15 protein-coding genes and 1 pseudogene are annotated in these 17,259 nt (G+C 61.0%); 4 read left to right on the top strand and 12 right to left on the bottom strand.

Annotated features, from left to right (window positions below; all coding sequences use genetic code 11):
• From L1075_RS14455 to L1075_RS14490, 8 genes and pseudogenes are all read right to left on the bottom strand, one after another.
• A pseudogene (locus L1075_RS14455) lies at positions 1–206 on the bottom strand (aldehyde dehydrogenase PuuC); the annotation flags it as partial.
• 353 nt (positions 207–559) lie between these two features.
• Positions 560–2,161 carry a GMC family oxidoreductase gene (locus tag L1075_RS14460; RefSeq protein ID WP_246942511.1) on the bottom strand — a complete coding sequence of 534 codons (1,602 nt, stop codon included), beginning with the start codon at positions 2,159–2,161 and terminating at the stop codon, positions 560–562.
• A gap of 32 nt (positions 2,162–2,193) precedes the next feature.
• Positions 2,194–3,600 carry a YjiH family protein gene (locus L1075_RS14465; protein ID WP_246942512.1) on the bottom strand — a complete coding sequence of 469 codons (1,407 nt, stop codon included), beginning with the start codon at positions 3,598–3,600 and terminating at the stop codon, positions 2,194–2,196.
• Positions 3,601–4,089: 489 nt separating this feature from the next.
• Entirely contained in the window at positions 4,090–5,031 is a 942-nt protein-coding gene (locus L1075_RS14470; protein ID WP_246942513.1) for a LysR family transcriptional regulator, read from the bottom strand.
• A gap of 143 nt (positions 5,032–5,174) precedes the next feature.
• On the bottom strand, positions 5,175–6,383 hold the full coding sequence (gene argE / locus L1075_RS14475) for an acetylornithine deacetylase (protein WP_246942514.1): 1,209 nt from the start codon (positions 6,381–6,383) through the stop codon (positions 5,175–5,177).
• A 102-nt stretch (positions 6,384–6,485) separates the two neighbouring features.
• Positions 6,486–7,160: a DUF1028 domain-containing protein gene (locus tag L1075_RS14480; RefSeq protein ID WP_246942515.1), complete on the bottom strand. Its 675-nt coding sequence runs from the start codon at positions 7,158–7,160 to the stop codon at positions 6,486–6,488.
• A complete protein-coding gene (locus L1075_RS14485) occupies positions 7,157–7,597 on the bottom strand; it encodes a RidA family protein (RefSeq protein WP_246942517.1) in 441 nt (146 codons plus the stop codon). Before L1075_RS14485 ends, L1075_RS14480 begins: the two co-directional genes overlap by 4 nt.
• Positions 7,594–8,946 (bottom strand): flavin-containing monooxygenase, encoded by a 1,353-nt coding sequence (locus L1075_RS14490; RefSeq protein ID WP_246942519.1) that lies wholly within the window; start codon positions 8,944–8,946, stop codon positions 7,594–7,596. Before L1075_RS14490 ends, L1075_RS14485 begins: the two co-directional genes overlap by 4 nt.
• A gap of 244 nt (positions 8,947–9,190) precedes the next feature.
• Between L1075_RS14490 and L1075_RS14495 the strand changes: the two genes are divergently transcribed.
• A complete protein-coding gene (locus L1075_RS14495) occupies positions 9,191–9,775 on the top strand; it encodes an inorganic diphosphatase (protein WP_246942521.1) in 585 nt (194 codons plus the stop codon).
• A 137-nt stretch (positions 9,776–9,912) separates the two neighbouring features.
• Here the strand turns inward: L1075_RS14495 and L1075_RS14500 are convergent, their stop codons facing one another.
• The 3 genes from L1075_RS14500 to fadB form a co-directional block, all read right to left on the bottom strand.
• Positions 9,913–10,515, bottom strand: a complete 603-nt coding sequence (locus tag L1075_RS14500; RefSeq protein ID WP_246942522.1) for a Yip1 family protein — start codon at positions 10,513–10,515, stop codon at positions 9,913–9,915.
• Between the two features lie 208 nt (positions 10,516–10,723).
• Positions 10,724–11,902, bottom strand: a complete 1,179-nt coding sequence (gene fadA, locus L1075_RS14505) for an acetyl-CoA C-acyltransferase FadA (protein ID WP_246895549.1) — start codon at positions 11,900–11,902, stop codon at positions 10,724–10,726.
• Between the two features lie 26 nt (positions 11,903–11,928).
• Entirely contained in the window at positions 11,929–14,112 is a 2,184-nt protein-coding gene (gene fadB, locus L1075_RS14510; protein ID WP_246942525.1) for a fatty acid oxidation complex subunit alpha FadB, read from the bottom strand.
• Positions 14,113–14,453: 341 nt separating this feature from the next.
• Between fadB and L1075_RS14515 the strand changes: the two genes are divergently transcribed.
• Both L1075_RS14515 and slyA read left to right on the top strand, forming a co-directional pair.
• Positions 14,454–15,584: a DUF5924 family protein gene (locus L1075_RS14515; RefSeq protein ID WP_040239171.1), complete on the top strand. Its 1,131-nt coding sequence runs from the start codon at positions 14,454–14,456 to the stop codon at positions 15,582–15,584.
• A gap of 79 nt (positions 15,585–15,663) precedes the next feature.
• Positions 15,664–16,110, top strand: a complete 447-nt coding sequence (gene slyA, locus L1075_RS14520; protein WP_040239169.1) for a transcriptional regulator SlyA — start codon at positions 15,664–15,666, stop codon at positions 16,108–16,110.
• 82 nt (positions 16,111–16,192) lie between these two features.
• On the opposite strand, the gene L1075_RS14525 is transcribed toward slyA, so the two are convergent.
• Positions 16,193–16,693, bottom strand: a complete 501-nt coding sequence (locus tag L1075_RS14525) for a hypothetical protein (RefSeq protein ID WP_040239168.1) — start codon at positions 16,691–16,693, stop codon at positions 16,193–16,195.
• A 93-nt stretch (positions 16,694–16,786) separates the two neighbouring features.
• Here L1075_RS14525 and L1075_RS14530 point away from each other — a divergent pair, with 93 nt between their 5' ends.
• Positions 16,787–17,242 (top strand): universal stress protein, encoded by a 456-nt coding sequence (locus tag L1075_RS14530; RefSeq protein WP_040239166.1) that lies wholly within the window; start codon positions 16,787–16,789, stop codon positions 17,240–17,242.
• The last annotated feature ends 17 nt before the right edge of the window (positions 17,243–17,259 follow it).

Genomic DNA, 17,259 nt, shown 5'->3' on the forward strand with positions numbered 1-17,259 from the left:
CTGCGCCGCGCCGCCGCAACGGCACGATTTACATCTTCAGCACCACAGGCCGCGACTTTAGTTAGCTCCTCTCCTGTAGCCGGATTCCAAGTGCCCAACGTAGCACCTTCACTGGCTTGGACATGCTGGCCATCAATGAAGGCTCCATCCGGCATGATTAGCCGGTTGCGCAAGTCATGCCAGAAAGACAGGTCATGTGCCGCCATAAGGTGGGTCTCCATCGTAGATTCATTGTTATCAAACGCCTTTTAAGGCGCTCTACTCACCATGCTCTCCCCGCCTAGTTAACTAAAATATTTTTATATTAAGAAAAGAATCATTTTTTCCTATCCAATACACACACAGATATGGAGAAACCAAAAAGCATACACTGTGCCAAATAGAGCACACACAGCATGTCTGCCACGATGAGATGAACTCATGAGGAGCAACGGCAAGTCCCGCGCGGGTGCCAAGCCAGCCCCTCGACACCGCCTGTCATGCCGTATCCGGACATCAACGGAAAAAAACTCCTCGCGGACGAGGAGCTTTCAGGCGCAACGCTGAGACATATCGAGCGCTACAAGGCGTCGGACCTGATCATATCGGCCGCCTTTTCACCGATCATGATGCTCGGTGCATTGGTGTTGCCCCGCACGATAGAAGGTATGACGGAAGCATCGGCTACCCTCAGCCCCTCGATGCCTCTGACTCTGAGCTCGGGAGTCACAACGGCCATGTCATCTTCGCCCATCTTGCAGGTGCCTACGGGGTGGAACACGGTGGCGGCGTAGTCCCGAATGTAGGCTAGAAGCTGCTCGTCGCTTTGCACCTTTTCTCCGGGAAGCATCTCCTTTCCGCGATAGGGCGCAAACAGCGGATCGGCGAGTATCTGTCTCGCCAGCCGAATGCCTTCGATCAGGACCCTGGCATCCTCCTCATCCGACAGGAAGTTGAAGTCCAGCTCCAACTCCTTGTCAGCATTCAAGCGGACCTCACCTATACTCTTCGGCTTCAGCACGCAGGTATGCACCGCATAGCCGTGCCCCCACTCGAAAAGCCGTCCGCGATGACTGCGATAGCCCGGCACGAAGTGAAACTGGACGTCGGGCAACTGACTATCGGAGCTCACCCGGGCGAACCCACCGGCTTCGACATAGTTAGTGGAGAGCCACCCCTTCCGCTTAAATATATACTGCCAGGGCGAGGCCAGCACCTTCGGCAGAGAGCCCCGAGAAAACCCGAGCGTCTTCGGACTCTTTGAACGGACTGTCACCAGACCATCCAAGTGGTCCTGCAGGTTCTTACCCACGCCCGGAAGATGGTGTCTAACGCCCACACCCGCCCCGGAAAGCGTCTCTTCAGGCCCGATACCGGAGCGCAGCAGGATGACAGGTGATCCCAACGTACCGGCGCAGAGGATCACCTCGTGGTTCACGCGAATCGTGGCCACCTTTCCCTGGCTGCGCAGCGTGACGCCTTTCGCCACCTTGCCCTCCATCAGCACTTCGTCGATCTCACAATCGGTCATTACGTGCAGGTTTTCCCGCTTGTCCAGCACGGGATGAATGAAGGCACGATAGCTGGATAAACGCCGCCCGTTGGTCTGCGTCAGGTCGTAGATACCACAGCCTTCCAGGCGACTGCCATTGAAATCCGGGTTCTCCGGCACGCCAGCGTTTTTCGCGGCATCGACGAACATCCGGGAGAAGGGATTAGGATCGCGCGCCCTGTCGACCAGAAGCTCACCGTCGGTGCCATGATAGTCGCGGCTTTGACCGATCATGTTCTTTTCGGACTTCTTGAAATAGGGGAGCACATCACGCCATCCCCAGCCGCGACAGCCCAGCGATTCCCAGTGATCGTAGTCGCTGGCATCACCGCGGATGTAGATCATGCTGTTCATGGAGGCAGACCCGCCCAAGGCCTTGCCTCGCGGCGTATGCAGGCGGCGTCCATTCAGCCCTTTCTGCGGCACGGAGAAGAAATTCCAGCTGAACGTCTTGCTCTTGTATAGCGTGATCGTTCCGGCCGGCGTCTGGACTCTCTGGCTGGCATCGCTCCCCCCTGCCTCGATCAGGCAAACCTTGACCGAGGGATCGCTGCTCAACCGATTGGCGATCACGCTCCCGGAGGAGCCGGCCCCAACGATCACATAGTCGAACACCATCTCGTCACTCATGATTCCACCACCAAAGCGTCAGGAAAATAGGGTCAGAAGATAATATGTGCGGCCAGCGCCACAAGCGGGATCGCGATGATCGTCCTGATGATGAAGATGAGGATAAGGTCCACGAGGCTCAGCGGAATATCCGCCTCCAGCATAGCGTTGGCGCTTTCGGTAAAGAACACGATCTGTACCAGGGACAACGTACAGACAAAGAACACACTCATCGTGCTGACATCCTGCGAGGCGATGATGATGCTGGGCAGCGCCACTTCGGTTATCGCTACCAGCACCGTCGGGGCGATGGCCCCTACATCGGGTAGATTGAACAGGGTTAGGTACGGTTCCACCAGAACGCCGAGATAATCCATCACCGGGGTGTAGGTAGCCAATGCCAGCGCAGGAGTCGCAATGGCTACGACGTAGGCCACAACCTTTTGGGCAAACTTCAGAGAGTTGACGAAGGAGAAGATCGCATTTTTGAGCTGCGCATCGCGGGCTCGTTCCGCGGCGGCATCGCAGGCGCGAAGGAAGATGTTCCTGCCGGAAGCCACCTCAGCATTGCGGCTGTCTTCTTTCTGCTCGCCATCGATATAGCAGTCCTTTTTGTTGGACAGTGGCGGCAGTCTCGAGGTCACGATCGCAACAACGAAGGTCACAATGAAGGTCACGACGACGATCTGAGGAAGATAAGAGGCGATCCCCGCGATCGAAGCAAGTACGGCCATAAAGCCGATATCAGCGACGCTGAAGTTGGCCGCGATACTAGCGGATTCCCTCTGAGTGTACTTCTTTTCCTTATAGAACTTGTTCGTGATATAGACGCCGACGGCGGGAGATGCCACGAAGGATGAAACGGCATCCACCGCCGCTCGCCCAGGCACCTTATACAACGGCCGCATCAAGGGCTCCATCAGGGTGCCCACGAACTCCGTGAAGCCGAACTCGGTCAGGAAGTAGACGAAGAACCCCGCGATAGCAACGGTCAGAAGCACAGTGCCCGCGATGTAGATAGCCATGCCTCCGACATCCTCGCTCAGCATCCATTCGGGTCCGATATGGAAGATGCAGGCGAGGGAAAACACCAGCGCCATCAGGAAAAGGAAGCCAGAGATCCACCCATCCTTGCCGTGATGCGAGGCCAGCGCCCGGTGTGAGAAACACCGGGAACAGACCCATGTCATGAACAGTAGCGCCATGGAGATGAGGAGCACGTATTCCAGCCCTCCGCCCAGCAGCGACTTGACCTTTTCCACGGCCATCACCAGAGGAATGTCTCTCCCACCCTCGGCGGTCGAGAAAGGCACGAAGAACACACAAACGCCCACAAGGCTGCCAAGGATGGCCTTGATGCCGCTCGGCATCATACTTTTTATTCGTCCGACATTTTCCATCATCGTCTCCAGATAAAGACTTTTCATTGTTATCAATCGTCCCCCCAGAAGGCTGACCATGAACGGTCATCCAGGGCGATTAGGGAAGGGATGGGGTGTCCCCGGTCACTCAGGACCGCGAACGACTGTTTCGGGGAAAGGGGACGGGGAACGACCGGCATTGAACGGCCCGAATTCGCCAGCATGGTCGGGCGATGCCGAGAGCGACCCAAAATAGCACTTTTAGAGCTCACAGGCCGGAAGCATGATGGCACCGTGAGAGGATTCAAATCGACGCCTAAGAGGGCCGCTTTCGTCGTCATTCGCGCCGGACGCCGATGCCGCCGGCCAGGCAAGTCAGGTGACTGCATGGGAGTCTCTCTTCTGTTTGTTATTGTCGGGTCGTTTTTGTGCCCGTTCAGGCCACCATGCATTGTCGCGCTGATTAACTAAAATATTTTTATTCGAAGAACAGCATCATGAATTTCTATGCAACGCACTGAACGGCCGCCTCCCATCTGGAAGGCGGCCCATCGAGCGTGAACGCGTGCTATGACGCCGGGGGAATCCTCAGGAAGCGGCCAAGCCCTCGTCGAGCTGGGCGAACACCTTGCCGTGAGCCTCGGGGTCACGCGCCAGGCGGTGCATGGCCTCGGCGGCGGGGCTCAGGCGCAATCCACGCAAGCAGGCGATCCCCATGGAGAGCGGGCGCGCTTCGTCGACCAGTTGCAGCGGCTTGAGACCGCCACCGTCCAGCGATTCCAGCGCCGTGAGCGGCGTGTTGAACAGCGAGAAACCGAAGCCATTGGCAACCAAGCCGCGCATCATGTCCATCGATTTGGCACGGTGGGCGACGGTCGGCGACAGGCCATGGTGGGTGAAGATCGACAGAAAATACTCGCGGCTCAGCGGCCAATCCAGCAGGACCATGGGATAGGCGACCAGTTCCTCTAGCGAGACACTGCCGCGTTCACTCAAGGGATGATCGGCCGCCACCACGGCATAAGGGGGAAAGCGATATAGCGGCGTGAAATCGATATCTTCGGGGACCTGGAGATCGTAGGTAAAGGCCAGTTCATAGTCGCCCTGGCCAAGCCCGCGAACGATGTCCACCTGGTTCATTTCATCGCAATAGAGGCTCACCGAGGGATGACGGTCGGCGAAGCGACGCAGCAGTTGGGGCAAAAAAACCGGGGCGAAAGTGGGGAAAGCCACCAGGCGCAACTCGCCGCCAATTTCCTCGCCCAGCGACAATGCATATTTCTCGAGCCCTTCCGCATCGCGTAGCAATTCGCGGGTCCGGCTCAGCAACTGCTTACCCGAGGGTGTCAGGGACAAGCCCTGTGCGTGGTGGCGAACGAACAGCTGAAGCCCGGAAATATCTTCGATTTGCTGGATCGCCGCCGAGATCGATGGCTGAGAAACATGCAGTTTGCGAGCCGCCTGGGTAACGCTTAACAGCTCCCCGGCGACCACAAAGTAGCGCAGCTGCTTGAGAGTGAATTGACGCATTGGCTCGCTACCATCGCTGGAGAATCGGTCCCCCCTACGATAGGCGTAGGGAAATCCGGCTCAGCATATCAGGTACCGACGTCAAGCGTCCTGGCTCCCTGCCTCTTCGGCGACAATGGCCAATGCCCGAGATCGGGCGCTAATCACGCCGGTGCGGGGCGCGGGAACTCGCCTTCCGCCAGACGGTGTGCCTCGGGGCCGGCGAGCGTCGCCGCCAGCCGTGCCAAGAATGCTTCGCAGCGGGCCAGTTGGTCGCGCGTCACGAATTCATCGGGCTGGTGCCCTTGGTCCATGCTGCCGGGCCCGCAGACCAGGGTCGGGATTCCCAGCTCACGCTGGAAGAGCCCGCCTTCGGTGCCATAACCGATGCGCGCCAGGTCCCGGTCGTCGAGCAGCGTCATGATGAAGTCCACCAGGGCATGGTCGTCGGCCATCGACAGCCCCGGATAATCGCCTAGACGCTCCAGGCGAATGCTCGCCTCGGGCGCGGTTTCGCGCATCTCGGCTTCCAAGGTTGCGGCGACGGCCATCAAGGCGTCGAGCAGCGCCCCGGGGTCGTCCTCGGGGACGTTGCGGATCTCGATGTCCAGCCGACAATCCTGCGGCACGATATTGAGCGCCGCCCCGCCCTGAATGGTGCCAACCTGTAGCGTGGTGTGGGGTACCGCAAAGCGCTCATCGAAGGGGCCGTGGCTCGCCTTGGCCGCGGCCGTCTCCTCGACCCAGTCGATCAAGCGGGCGGCAACGTGGATGGCATTGACGCCCCGAGGCGCCATGCCGGAGTGGCAAGCCTTGCCACGTACATGCAGCCGCGCCGCCAGCTTGCCCTTGTGCGCAGTGGCCGGGCGCATGGAGGTCGGTTCGCCGACCAGGCAGGCGGCCGGTAACACCGGCTGATGCGCGAGGTCCGCCAGCAGCGTGCGCACGCCCACGCACCCCACCTCCTCATCATGGGAGAAGGCCAGATGCACGGGCACGGCCAGTTCGGCATCCACCAGTGCGGGCACGGCGGCCAGCACGACGGCCAGAAACCCTTTCATGTCGGCCGTGCCGCGACCGAACAGGCGCTCGCCCTCAATGCTCAGCCGGAATGGATCGAAGCGCCAGTCCTGGCCAGTCACCGGCACGGTGTCGGTATGCCCGGAGAGCATCACGCCGGGGCGATCCGCCGGACCAATGGTGGCATAGAGATTGGCCTTTTCGCCGCTTGCGTCGGGCACCCGCCGCGACGCCACGCCATAGCGAGCCAGGTAGTCTTCGATGAAGGCAATCAGCGTCAGGTTGGAGCGGTGGCTGGTGGTGTCGAAGGCCACCAGTTCGGCAAGCAGGTCGACGACGGTGTCTTGGGACATGGAGAACCCCGGATGGTCAGGGAAGAAAGCAAGGCAGCGACGCGAGACTGAGCCCTCGCCTTGTGCAACGGCGATGGTCCAGGCAGACCTGCCCAGAAGATATCAGCGCTCGTCGCCCGGCACGCCGTAGGACGGCGAGGCATCGGGGCGCGAGGCACGCAGCACGTAGGCGTCGCGCTGCGGCAGATAGTGCTCCCAGATCATGCGTAGCTCGGCCAACGGAGCGACGTGCCAGTCGACCCGCAGATCGACCACCGGCCAACTGGCCCGGTCGGTGACCTTGAGCCCCGCCGAGAACACCGGCCCCATCTCGCCGCCTGCGGCCAGGCCGGCATCCATGGCAGCCAGCAGGCGCTCGGCGAGCTCACCGTCATGGGCCTCGAACGCAGCGACCATGGCGTCGATCACGCCCTCGTCGGCGAGCATGTTGCCGCCCGCCACGCAGTCCCGCCCTTGTCGGGTGGCATGTATGCCCAGGGTTTCGGCACCGCTGTGCACCGCGCTAGCCCCCTTGGCATCGAGGACCTGGAGTTGGCGCCACTGCGGATAGGTTTCATGCTCGCGAAGACGTGCCATCACGCCCTCGGCGTCGAGCCCCTCCTCCAGCAGTTGCACGCCCAGTTGTCCCAGCGCGGGATTGGTCACGTTCTGCGTCAGTACCGCTCCCTTGCCGGGGGCGATGAAGGGACAACGGCTGGCCACGCAGATGCTCGAGGAACTGATGGCGGTACCGAACTGACCGGTCTCGCGGCAGAAGCCGGCAATGGAAAAGGTCATGAGTGGTTCTCCTCGTCGTCTGACTCCTTCGGTATAACGGCGATGATGTCGATCTCCATCAGCCATTCGGGCTGGGCCAGGCCTGCCACCACCAGGCCGGTGGAGATCGGGAAGACGCCCTTGAGCCAATTCCCCACCTCGCGGTAGACAGGCTCGCGGAATCGCGGGTCGGTGATGTAGGTGGTGGTCTTGACGATGTGGCTGAGGTCGGAGCCGGCTTCTTCGAGCAACTGCTTGACGTTCTTCATGGCTTGCTCGGCCTGGGCCCGTGGATCGCCCAAACCGACCAGCCGCCCCTCGAAGTCAGCGCCTACCTGGCCACGGACATAGACGGTATTGCCCGCCTTCACCGCCTGGCAGAGATCGTTGTCCAACGCCTGATTGGGATAGGTTTCCTTGGTGTTGAACATGCGGATTCGGGTATGCGTCGGCATCATTCGGCCCTCGCGCTGGCGCTGTATGTCGGGGGTGGCGTCGCAGCGGTATCCCGCGGTGCCGTCGTTGATTGCGCTTGCAGGTGATAGTCGAGATACCGGCGCTGTGTGGCGATGTGGTCGGCAATATGCTTGGCATCGTGCCAGACACCCCAGATGAAGCTGGAACCCCGCCGTGACAGCCACGGCAAGCCCAGGAAGTAGACGCCGGGTTCGGTGGAGATACCGCGCTGATGATGCGGCTTGCCGTCCGCATCGAAGGCATCGACATCCAGCCAGCTGTAATCAACCTTGAAGCCGGTGGCCCAGACGATCGCGCTCACGCCGGCCGCCTCCAGGTCGAGCTCTCGCAACGGCTGGGTGACGCACTCAGGATCGGGGGTAATGCGGCGCGCATCGGGGTCTTCCGGCAGGTCGAGCCCGTTGTGCGCAATGTACGCGTCGGCGTCATCCAGCAGCGCGCGAAGGTTCTCGTCACCACGGGCCAGGTTGTCGGCCAGGTCCGGGCCGAAGGTCGCCACACCGTCGTCGAACGTTTGCGTTCTCCCCACCAGTGTCATGCCTCGATGAGCGAGTTCTCGGAAGTCCACCGTACGGCCGCCGCGGGCGCCACTGACGGCGATGGTGACGTGCTCGGTGCCGGGCTGCATGGCCTCGGCGTCCCACTTGCCGAGCACGCCCAGCCACCAGCAGAAGTCACGGCCGCGATAGGTACGCGGCGGCCGGTCGTGAGGCCCGACCGAGAGATACACGCGCTTGCCGGCCCGCAACAACTCATCGGCGATCTGCACGCCGGAGGAGCCGGCACCGACGACCAGCACCGCCCCGTCGGGCAGTTGCTCTGGATGGCGATACTCGGAGGAATGGAGCTGTCTCTGAGACCCGTTGCGGGGCGCGATGGCAGGAATGACGGGGTGCTGGAAGGGGCCGGTCGCCGCGACCACGCGATTGGCTACGATCACGCCCTGCGAGGTCTCGACGGTGAACCCCAGACTGCCCTCGTTGCGCGTCACCCGATGAACGTCCACGCCCGTGCGGATAGGGGCGTCTATCTGGCGTGCATACGCCTCGAAATAGATCGCCACGCTCTCCTTGGAAGGAAAGTCGTCGGCGCCGATACGAGCGTCGACGGCATCGAATGTCAGACCCGGAAAACGGTCGTGCCAGGCTGGGCCGTTGGCGACCAGCGAATCCCAGCGAGCCGTGCGCCAGGCTTCGGCGATACGGTGGCGCTCCAGCACGAGATGCGGCACGCCGAGCTTGCCCAGGTGCTCGCTCATGGCCACGCCGGCCTGGCCGGCGCCGACCACGAGCGTATCAATATGCAGGTTATCGAGAGTGAGCTCGGTCATCGGCGGTCTCCTTGTTGTTTGTGACGACAACCTTATGAGCCGCGCTTGGTTAGTTAAAATATATTTATTAACTATTGGGAATCATAAAAACCTATGCAAAGGCGCGCTATCCAGCGTCTCTCTCACAGCATCCGTCCATATAGTTCCACACCTGCTGGCGGCCACCGGGGACGGTGTCACGCGCGTGTCATCATCCGATGGATAGGCTGGAGACCTCACTTTTCTCACCACAACGCGAGGTCCCATGAATATCATCACCCCTTTCCTGATCGCCGCCGGCTTGCTGTTCACCGCGTCCGCCCAGGCGCAGCCGAACGTCTTCGACTATCCGCAACCCGATGACGCACCGGCCAGCTTCCATGTGGTCAACGAGATTCCCGCCGGGAGCTTCACCAAGTACGAAATCAATGCTGAGCACGGCCAGTTGATCGTCGACCGTTATGTCTCGATGCCGGTTCGCTACCCCGCCAACTACGGCTCCATCACCAGCTCAGCGGGTGGCGATGGCGACCCGCTGGACGCGCTGGTGCTCACCCGTGACAGCATCTATCCCGGCGCCGTGATCGAGGTCCGGGCCATCGGCGTACTGCGGATGGTCGACGACGGTGAAGCCGACGACAAAATCATCGCCGTGCCCACCGATGCCGTGGATCCCAGCTACGCCGACGTCGAGGAAATCGAGGACCTCCCGTCCATGCAAGCCGAACGGCTCAATGCCTTCTTCCGCGTTTACAAGGACCTGCCGGAGGGCGGCGATATCGAATTGAACGGCTTCGGCGATGCCAGCGAGGCGCGTGACATCCTGTCCCAAGCCTTCGATGCCTACTAGGCGCCGCAGTAACGTAAAACCGAGCCCTTCCCTTCAACGCCAACGGCGCCCCTTTGGGTGCCGTTGGCGTCTGCTTCGCATGTGCATTCCAGAGTGCTTACCGGGCGCTGCTCGACACACTCCGTTTCAGCGACTTTCTACAAGTCGATGCCCAACAACTTGGCGCCGTAGCCCCACAGCAATACTGTCACAGCTAGCAACGCCTCAAGTACCAGCACGCCGATACCCAGCGTCGAGCCGGTGACGATGAAACCCTCTTCCGCGCCGATGTCGAGGAAGTTGGGAATACCCAGATACAGCAGATAGGCGCTATAACAGAGCCCGATGATGGTCGCCAGCATGCACAGCCAGACCAATGGGTAGAGGGCGACGACGCCGCCGACGAACATCGGCGTAGCGACATACCCGGCAAAGATGATGCAGCGTCGACGACTCGGGGGACTGGCATAGCGTTGCGCCATCCAGTGAATCACCGAACCCATGAAGCCCACCGCCAGCAAGATCGCCACATAGAAGGCGACCCCCGCGAAGAAGGCGTCCAGATAGTTGAGTTGGATGGTGTGCCCACCACCGAAATCCCAGCCAACCTGAGTGGTACCAATGAACGCACACACCACCGGGATCAGTGCCATTACCAGAACATGGTGACTGTAGAGGTGGATGATGGTCTCCCTTTCGTCGTGGATCTGCTTCCATTCACGATTCGGGTGCGCCAAGAGTCCCCAGACATGCGTGAGCATAGAAAACACCTCCTCCATCGCCGATGTACGTATCACGTCGCGGCCCACGTAATGATTCGATGCGCCGCGACGTTTTTATCAGTGTAGTCAGTATTTTGGTCAGTAATATCAGATTTACCGATTGAAACGGCATACACATTAAAAAGCGACACTCATGGCGAGTGTCGCTTTGTGGTCGCTGTACTTCAGGCGAAAAGCGGATAGTGCGTTACTTGAGGCGTTCGAACACCGTGGCCACACCCTGGCCCATGCCGATGCACATGGTCGCCAGGCCCAGTTGAGTGTCTTGCTGACGCATGACGTTGAGCAGCGTGGTGCAGATACGCGCCCCGGAGCAGCCCAACGGGTGGCCCAGCGCGATGGCGCCGCCGTTCAGGTTAACGACCTCATCCATGCGCTCGCGCAGGCCGAGGTCCTTGAGCACGGGGATCGACTGCGCGGCGAAGGCTTCGTTGAGCTCGACGGTCTGGATGTCGTCGATGCTAAGTCCTGCGCTCTTGAGGGCCTTCTGCGTCGCCGGTACCGGACCGTAGCCCATGATCGAGGCATCGCAGCCGGCGACGCCGGTGGAAACTACCCGCGCCAGCGGCTCGAGCCCCAGCGCTTGCGCGCGCTCGTAGCTCATCACCGCCAGCGCCGAGGCGCCGACCGAGAGCGCCGAGGACGTGCCCGCCGTGACCGTGCCGCCCTTGGGGTCGAAGACCGGCTTGAGCTTGCCCATGTCTTCCAGGTTGGCGTCGTGGCGAATCACTTCATCGCGGTCTATCAAACGCCGAAAGCCATCGGCATCGTGCCCTTCGACACCGACGATCTCGTTGTCGAAGTAGCCGTTTTCGTTGGCGGCCACTGCGCGTTGATGCGAGCGCACGCCGAACGCGTCCTGCTCCTCGCGGCCGACATTGTGCATCTTGCCCAGCAGCTCGGCGGTCAGGCCCATCATCATGGCGGCCTTGGCGGCGTACTTGCTGGCCGCGGGGTTGACGTCGACGCCGTGGTCCATCGGCACATGTTCCATGTGCTCGACACCGCCGATGATGTAGAAGTCGCCCATGCCGGCCTTGATGTTGGCCGTGGCGATGTGCAGCGCGCTCATCGACGAGCCGCACAGGCGATTGACCGTTTGCGCCGGCACGCTGCGCGGGATACCGGTCATGATCGCGGCGTTGCGCGCGATGTTCATGGACTGCTCGAGGGTCTGATTGACACAGCCCCAGATCACGTCGTCGACCTCGGCTGGCACCAGGTTGGCGTTGCGATCGAACAATGCCTGCATCACCGAGGCGGATAGATTTTCGGCCCGCACGTTGCGAAAGGCACCGTGCTTGGCCTTGGCCATGGCGGTCCGAACGGCATCGACCACCACGATATCTCTAGGATTCAAACTCATTTTCGCGCTCCTCGTTGCGTGGTGGCTCATTGATCGGATTCGGACGTGTCGGGATAGAAACGCTCGCCCTTGGCGGCCATATCACGCAGCCGCTCGGTGGGGCGATAAAGCGGTCCCAGTTCCTCGGCCAGCGTCTCGGCCTGAGCGACGAACGCATCGACGCCCAACGCGTCGATATAACGCAGCGCCCCGCCCCGGAACGGCGGAAAACCGATGCCGTAGATCAATGCCATGTCCGCCTCGGCCGGCGTCGCGACGATGCCGTCTTCCAGGCAACGTACGGCCTCCATGCACAGCGGCACCATCATGCGTGCGACGATATCGTCGTCGCTGAACTCGCCACGCGTATCGACGGCTTCCTCGACCAACGCGTGAGCCTGCTCGTCGGAGACCTTCTTGGGCTTGCCCTTCTTGTCTTCCTCGTAGCGATAGAACCCCTTGCCGTTCTTCTGGCCCAGGCGGTCCTCGTCGTACATGCGCTGAATGGCCGTCTTCCCGCCGTTCTTGGCTTCTTGCGCCATGCGGTCGGGGAAGCCTTCTGCCATCACCGCCTGCGCGTGCACGGCGGTGTCCATGCCCACCACGTCCAGCAGGTACGCGGGGCCCATGGGCCAGCCGAACTTTTCCATGACCTTGTCGACGCGCTCGAAGTCCGCGCCCTGCTCGACAAGCAGGCTGAAGCCACCGAAATAGGGGAAGAGTATGCGATTGACCAGAAATCCCGGGCAGTCGTTGACCACGACCGGTGTCTTGCCCATCTGCCGGGCATACGCGACGGTCGCGGCAACCGCGGCGTCGCCGGTTTTCTCGCCACGGATGACTTCGACCAATGGCATGCGATGCACAGGATTGAAGAAGTGCATGCCGCAGAAGTTTTCGGGGCGCTTGAGATTGACCGCCAGGCGGTCGATGGAGATCGTCGAGGTGTTCGAGGTCAGCGTGGCGTTGTCGTCGAGCAGGCCCTCGACCTCGGCCAGCACGGCCTCCTTGACCTTGGGATTCTCGACCACGGCCTCGACCACCAGATCGACATCGCCGAAATCCCCGTAGGACAGTGTGGGGCGAATATTGGACAGCGCCTCGGCGACTTGATCGCTACTCAGGCGGCCACGCTCAAGCTGCTTGCCGAGCAGTTTGCGCGCTTCCTGCAGACCCAGTTGCAGCGCCTCTTCCTTGATGTCTTTCATCAGGATCGGCGTGCCCTTGTACGCGCTCTGATAGGCGATACCGCCGCCCATGATGCCCGCACCCAGCACTGCCGTCTTGTTCACGGCGGCGGCTTGGGTGGCGTACTGCTTGCCCTTTTTCTTGACCAGTTGATCGCTCAGGAACAAGCCAACCAGGTGATAGCAGACGTCGGTCTTGGCAAGCTTGGCAAACGCCTTGGCTTCGATGGCCTGCGCACGTTCGCGGCCTTCGCCGGCGCCCTTCTGGATGACCTTGATCGCTTCGACGGGCGCCGGGTAATGCGGCCCCGCCTTGCCCGCCACATAGCCCTTGGCGGTCTCGAACACCATCATCTGCTCGATGGCGTTGAGCATCAGCGGGGACTGTTTGGCGCTGCGGCGCGCCTGGTGATCGAGATCGCCGGCATTGGCGCGGGCCAGAATATCCAGCGCGGCGGCTTCCAGGGCATCCCCCGAGACGACGGCGTCCACCGCGCCGACCTTCAAGGCGGCGTCGGCACGGTTTTCCGTCCCGCCGGAGATCCACTCGATGGCGTTGTCGGCGCCGATCAAGCGCGGCAGACGCACGCAACCACCCCAGCCCGGCACGATCCCCAGCTTGGTCTCGGGTAGGCCCAGTTTGGCGTTGTCGCTCATGACCCGGAAATCGCACGCCAGGGTGATTTCGCAGCCACCGCCGAGCGCCAAACCGTTGATCGCCGCCACGCTGGGAAAAGGCAGATCCTCCAGGGTGTTGAAGATACGGTGCACCCGCGTGTTCATGTCGACCAGGAAGTCTTCGTCGCGGCGGAACATGCCGTGGAACTCGGTGATGTCTGCCCCGACGATGAAGGCGTCCTTGGCGCTGGTGACGACCAGGCCTTTGACATTCGTTGCCTTGCCAAGCGCTGCCAGGGCCGCTTCGAACTCCTCGATCACCTTGCTCGAGAGCGTGTTGACGGACTCGCCTTGCGCATCGAAGGTCAGCATGGCGATGCCGTCATCGCGCTGCACCACCGTGATGGCGTTACCTTGATAAATCATTCAGGGCTCTCCCTGCTGTTGGCCTGGACCTCACGATTCACGAAGGAGGCATGCGCCGAGCTCGGGCGTGGCGCTGCTCCTCGCACACTTTCATACAGTCGTTTGAATGTAGATCAGCTTGCGCCAGCCAAGCGGTGGCGTCAAGTCTTCCGCCATTAGCGAATGGTCGCGTTGAAACACGTCCCATCGAGAACATCCCGACGAGGCACATCCCGACAAGACAGCTCCCGGACACGACCGACTCCTGATAGGATAGGCATCTTTGCGATCCGCCAACCATCGCGCCGCTTTTTTACGCACTCCCTTTTATTACACGCTGCATCGGAACATCCACACGCCTCATGTCCTTACCCGCTAGCGCGACACTGCTCGCTCGCATTACGCCGCTTGTCGAAAAGCTCAAACGCTATGCCTGGCTGTGGCCGCCGACGGCGTTCGTCATCGGCTTGCTGGGGTTTTTCCTGGTCAATCGTCAGCAATGGCTGGGCGCAGTGCTGGCCTTGGGATTGCTGTTCGCCTGGTGCCTGTTGTTGGCCGAGAGTCTCTTGACCCGGTTGCTCAACTTTCACGGCCAGCCGGGTCTGCCACGCATGGTGACGACCTTCATCGCGCAGCTCATTCACCAGGAGACGTTATTCTTCGCATTGCCGTTTTTCCTTGCCACCACGGTGTGGGCAAGCGGACAGGCGGTGTTCACGTTGCTGCTGATCAGCTGCGGCCTGCTGGCGATTCTCGACCCCTTGTATTTCGGCCTCGCGCAACGCCATCGCTGGTTGTACTTCATGTTCCATGCGTTGTGCGTGTTCGTGGTGGTGTTGGTGACATTGCCGATCATGCTGCATCTGACCACCGGTCAGAGCCTGCTACTGGCTATCGTGGCCATGGCGATCTTCAGCGTGCCCAGCCTGATCAACCTGATCCAGCCCCAAGGACTGTGGCGTTGGCTGGCAATGATCGGGCTGATCGTGGTGTTGGCCTCAGTGGCCTGGATGGGCCGGGTGTGGATTCCTCCGGCAACGCTATGGCTGTCCGGCAGTGCACTCTCGCCAGGGTTCGATGTCGAATCGCGGGAGCCGCGCGGCGAAAGCGTACTGACCCCATCGACACTCTCGGGGCAAGGCTTGTACGCTTACACCGCGATTCGCGCGCCACGCGGTCTACGCGAGAAGATCTATCATGTCTGGCGCCACGATGGCGAAGTGGTCGATCGCATACCGCTGATCATCCGGGGTGGACGCGAACAGGGCTACCGTGCCTGGACGCATAAGCAAAATTTCCCCTCGGCATCGCAAGGTAGCTGGCAGATCGATGTGATGACGGCCACCGACCAGCGAATCGGCACACTGCGTTTTCGTGTCGACGAAGACGCCTCGAAGGCCACGCATGCCGATGGCGACATCCATTCACCCCCGGGTTTGCCTGGCTGGAACATCCGTCACTTGGTCGCCGGTTCGACTCAAGACGATGAATGAAAGGTCGACGATAGTGTGACTTGCAATAGCACGTCGCACTCGGGACAATCCCGTTAGGTTCCTAACCAATACAAGGCCCATGCATCAGGATATCGGACTCAAACTGTCGCGCGTACCACGCCTGTGGCGCGCCATCCTCGACGAACGCCTGGCTCCCCTGGAGCTGACGCAGACACGTTGGGTGACGCTCTACCACCTGTCGAAAATGGGTGATGGTCAGCCGCAATGCGATCTGGCTCGCTCAATCGGCGTGGAAGCTCCGTCCTTGGTCAGGACACTCGACCAACTAACCGAACAAGGGCTCATCGAGCGCCGCCCCAGCGATGAGGACCGTCGCACCAAGCGCGTCTACCTCACCGACAAGGCGACGCCACTGCTCAAGAAGATCGAAACCGTCGTCGAGCAGGCGCGTATCGAAATGATCGAAGGCTTGAGCGATGACGACATCGACCAGTTGGACGCTATACTGACGCGCATCGAGAAGAATGGGCAGCAGCTGCTGTCACGCTCGTCTTGCGAGGAGTGAGCGATCACTTGGTATTGCCCTGAGCACCGCGTGAGCCATCACGCGGTGCTCGTGCGTGGCGGTACTCACTTATGCAGCAATGCTATTTATGATGGCGGCCACTTCCAGCCAGTTGGTCGACGAGACCGACCAGTGCGCGCAGTGATGGCTCGAATGCCTTGGCCTCGCGAGATTCCTCCCACCACAACGTCAAGCCTTGCGGCGCCGACGCCACGACCAGCGCGTCATCGGGCAAAGCAAGCAGTACCTCTTTCAAGCGGCGCTCATTGTCGTCGCTCAACGGTGGCAACGGTGCCTGGCGCCAACGCCATCCCTCCATGGCTTCCTGCAACCGATCACTGGCGTGGGCATCACGCACCAGCGTGAAATCACTCCCCGGCGCGGCTTGCGGATAACGCCAGCGATACCCTACCAAGCCGTCCACCGCCTCCAGCGGCGGCTTATCGGCACGGATCGCTGCGCCCGATTCGCGCGCTGCCACCCGCAACGCACTGCGACGCTTTTCATGAATCCCCGGCCGGAGCCACAAGGCTGGCGAAAGGATGAGAAATACCGCCAGCCCCAAGAATAGAAAGATCTCCAAGCCTGTCTCCGTAGACGATTGATCTAAAGCATTGTCTCGTCGATTCGGCAAGCCTAAAATGGAAGCGTTCATCGACAAGGTGGGAGATACCCCATGAGTAACGAATACACGCACGTTTTAGTCGCCGTCGATCTGACCAAGGATTCCCGCAAGGTACTCGAGCGTGCGATTCCCATCGCCGAACGCAACCATGCCAAGCTGTCGATCATGCATACGCTCGAACCACTGGGATTCGCCTATGGTGGCGATATCCCCATGGATCTGACCAGCATTCAAGATCAGCTCGACGATCATGCCAAGCAGCGGCTCGCGGAAATCGCCGATCCTCACGGGATCTCGGCGGACAACCAGTACGTCGTGGTCGGCATGCCGGATACCGAGATCCATCGTTTCGCCGCCGAACACAATGTCGACTTGATCGTAGTGGGCTCGCACGGGCGTCACGGTTTCGCCTTGCTGCTTGGTTCGACCTCTACCGGCGTGCTACACGGCGCGCAATGCGATGTGCTAGCGGTACGCGTGGGGAAAGACGGGGAAGTCGACGAATGACCGTATGCGCCGGGCAC

Source organism: Chromohalobacter beijerinckii (assembly GCF_023061185.1).
GTDB classification, from domain to species: domain Bacteria; phylum Pseudomonadota; class Gammaproteobacteria; order Pseudomonadales; family Halomonadaceae; genus Chromohalobacter; species Chromohalobacter beijerinckii.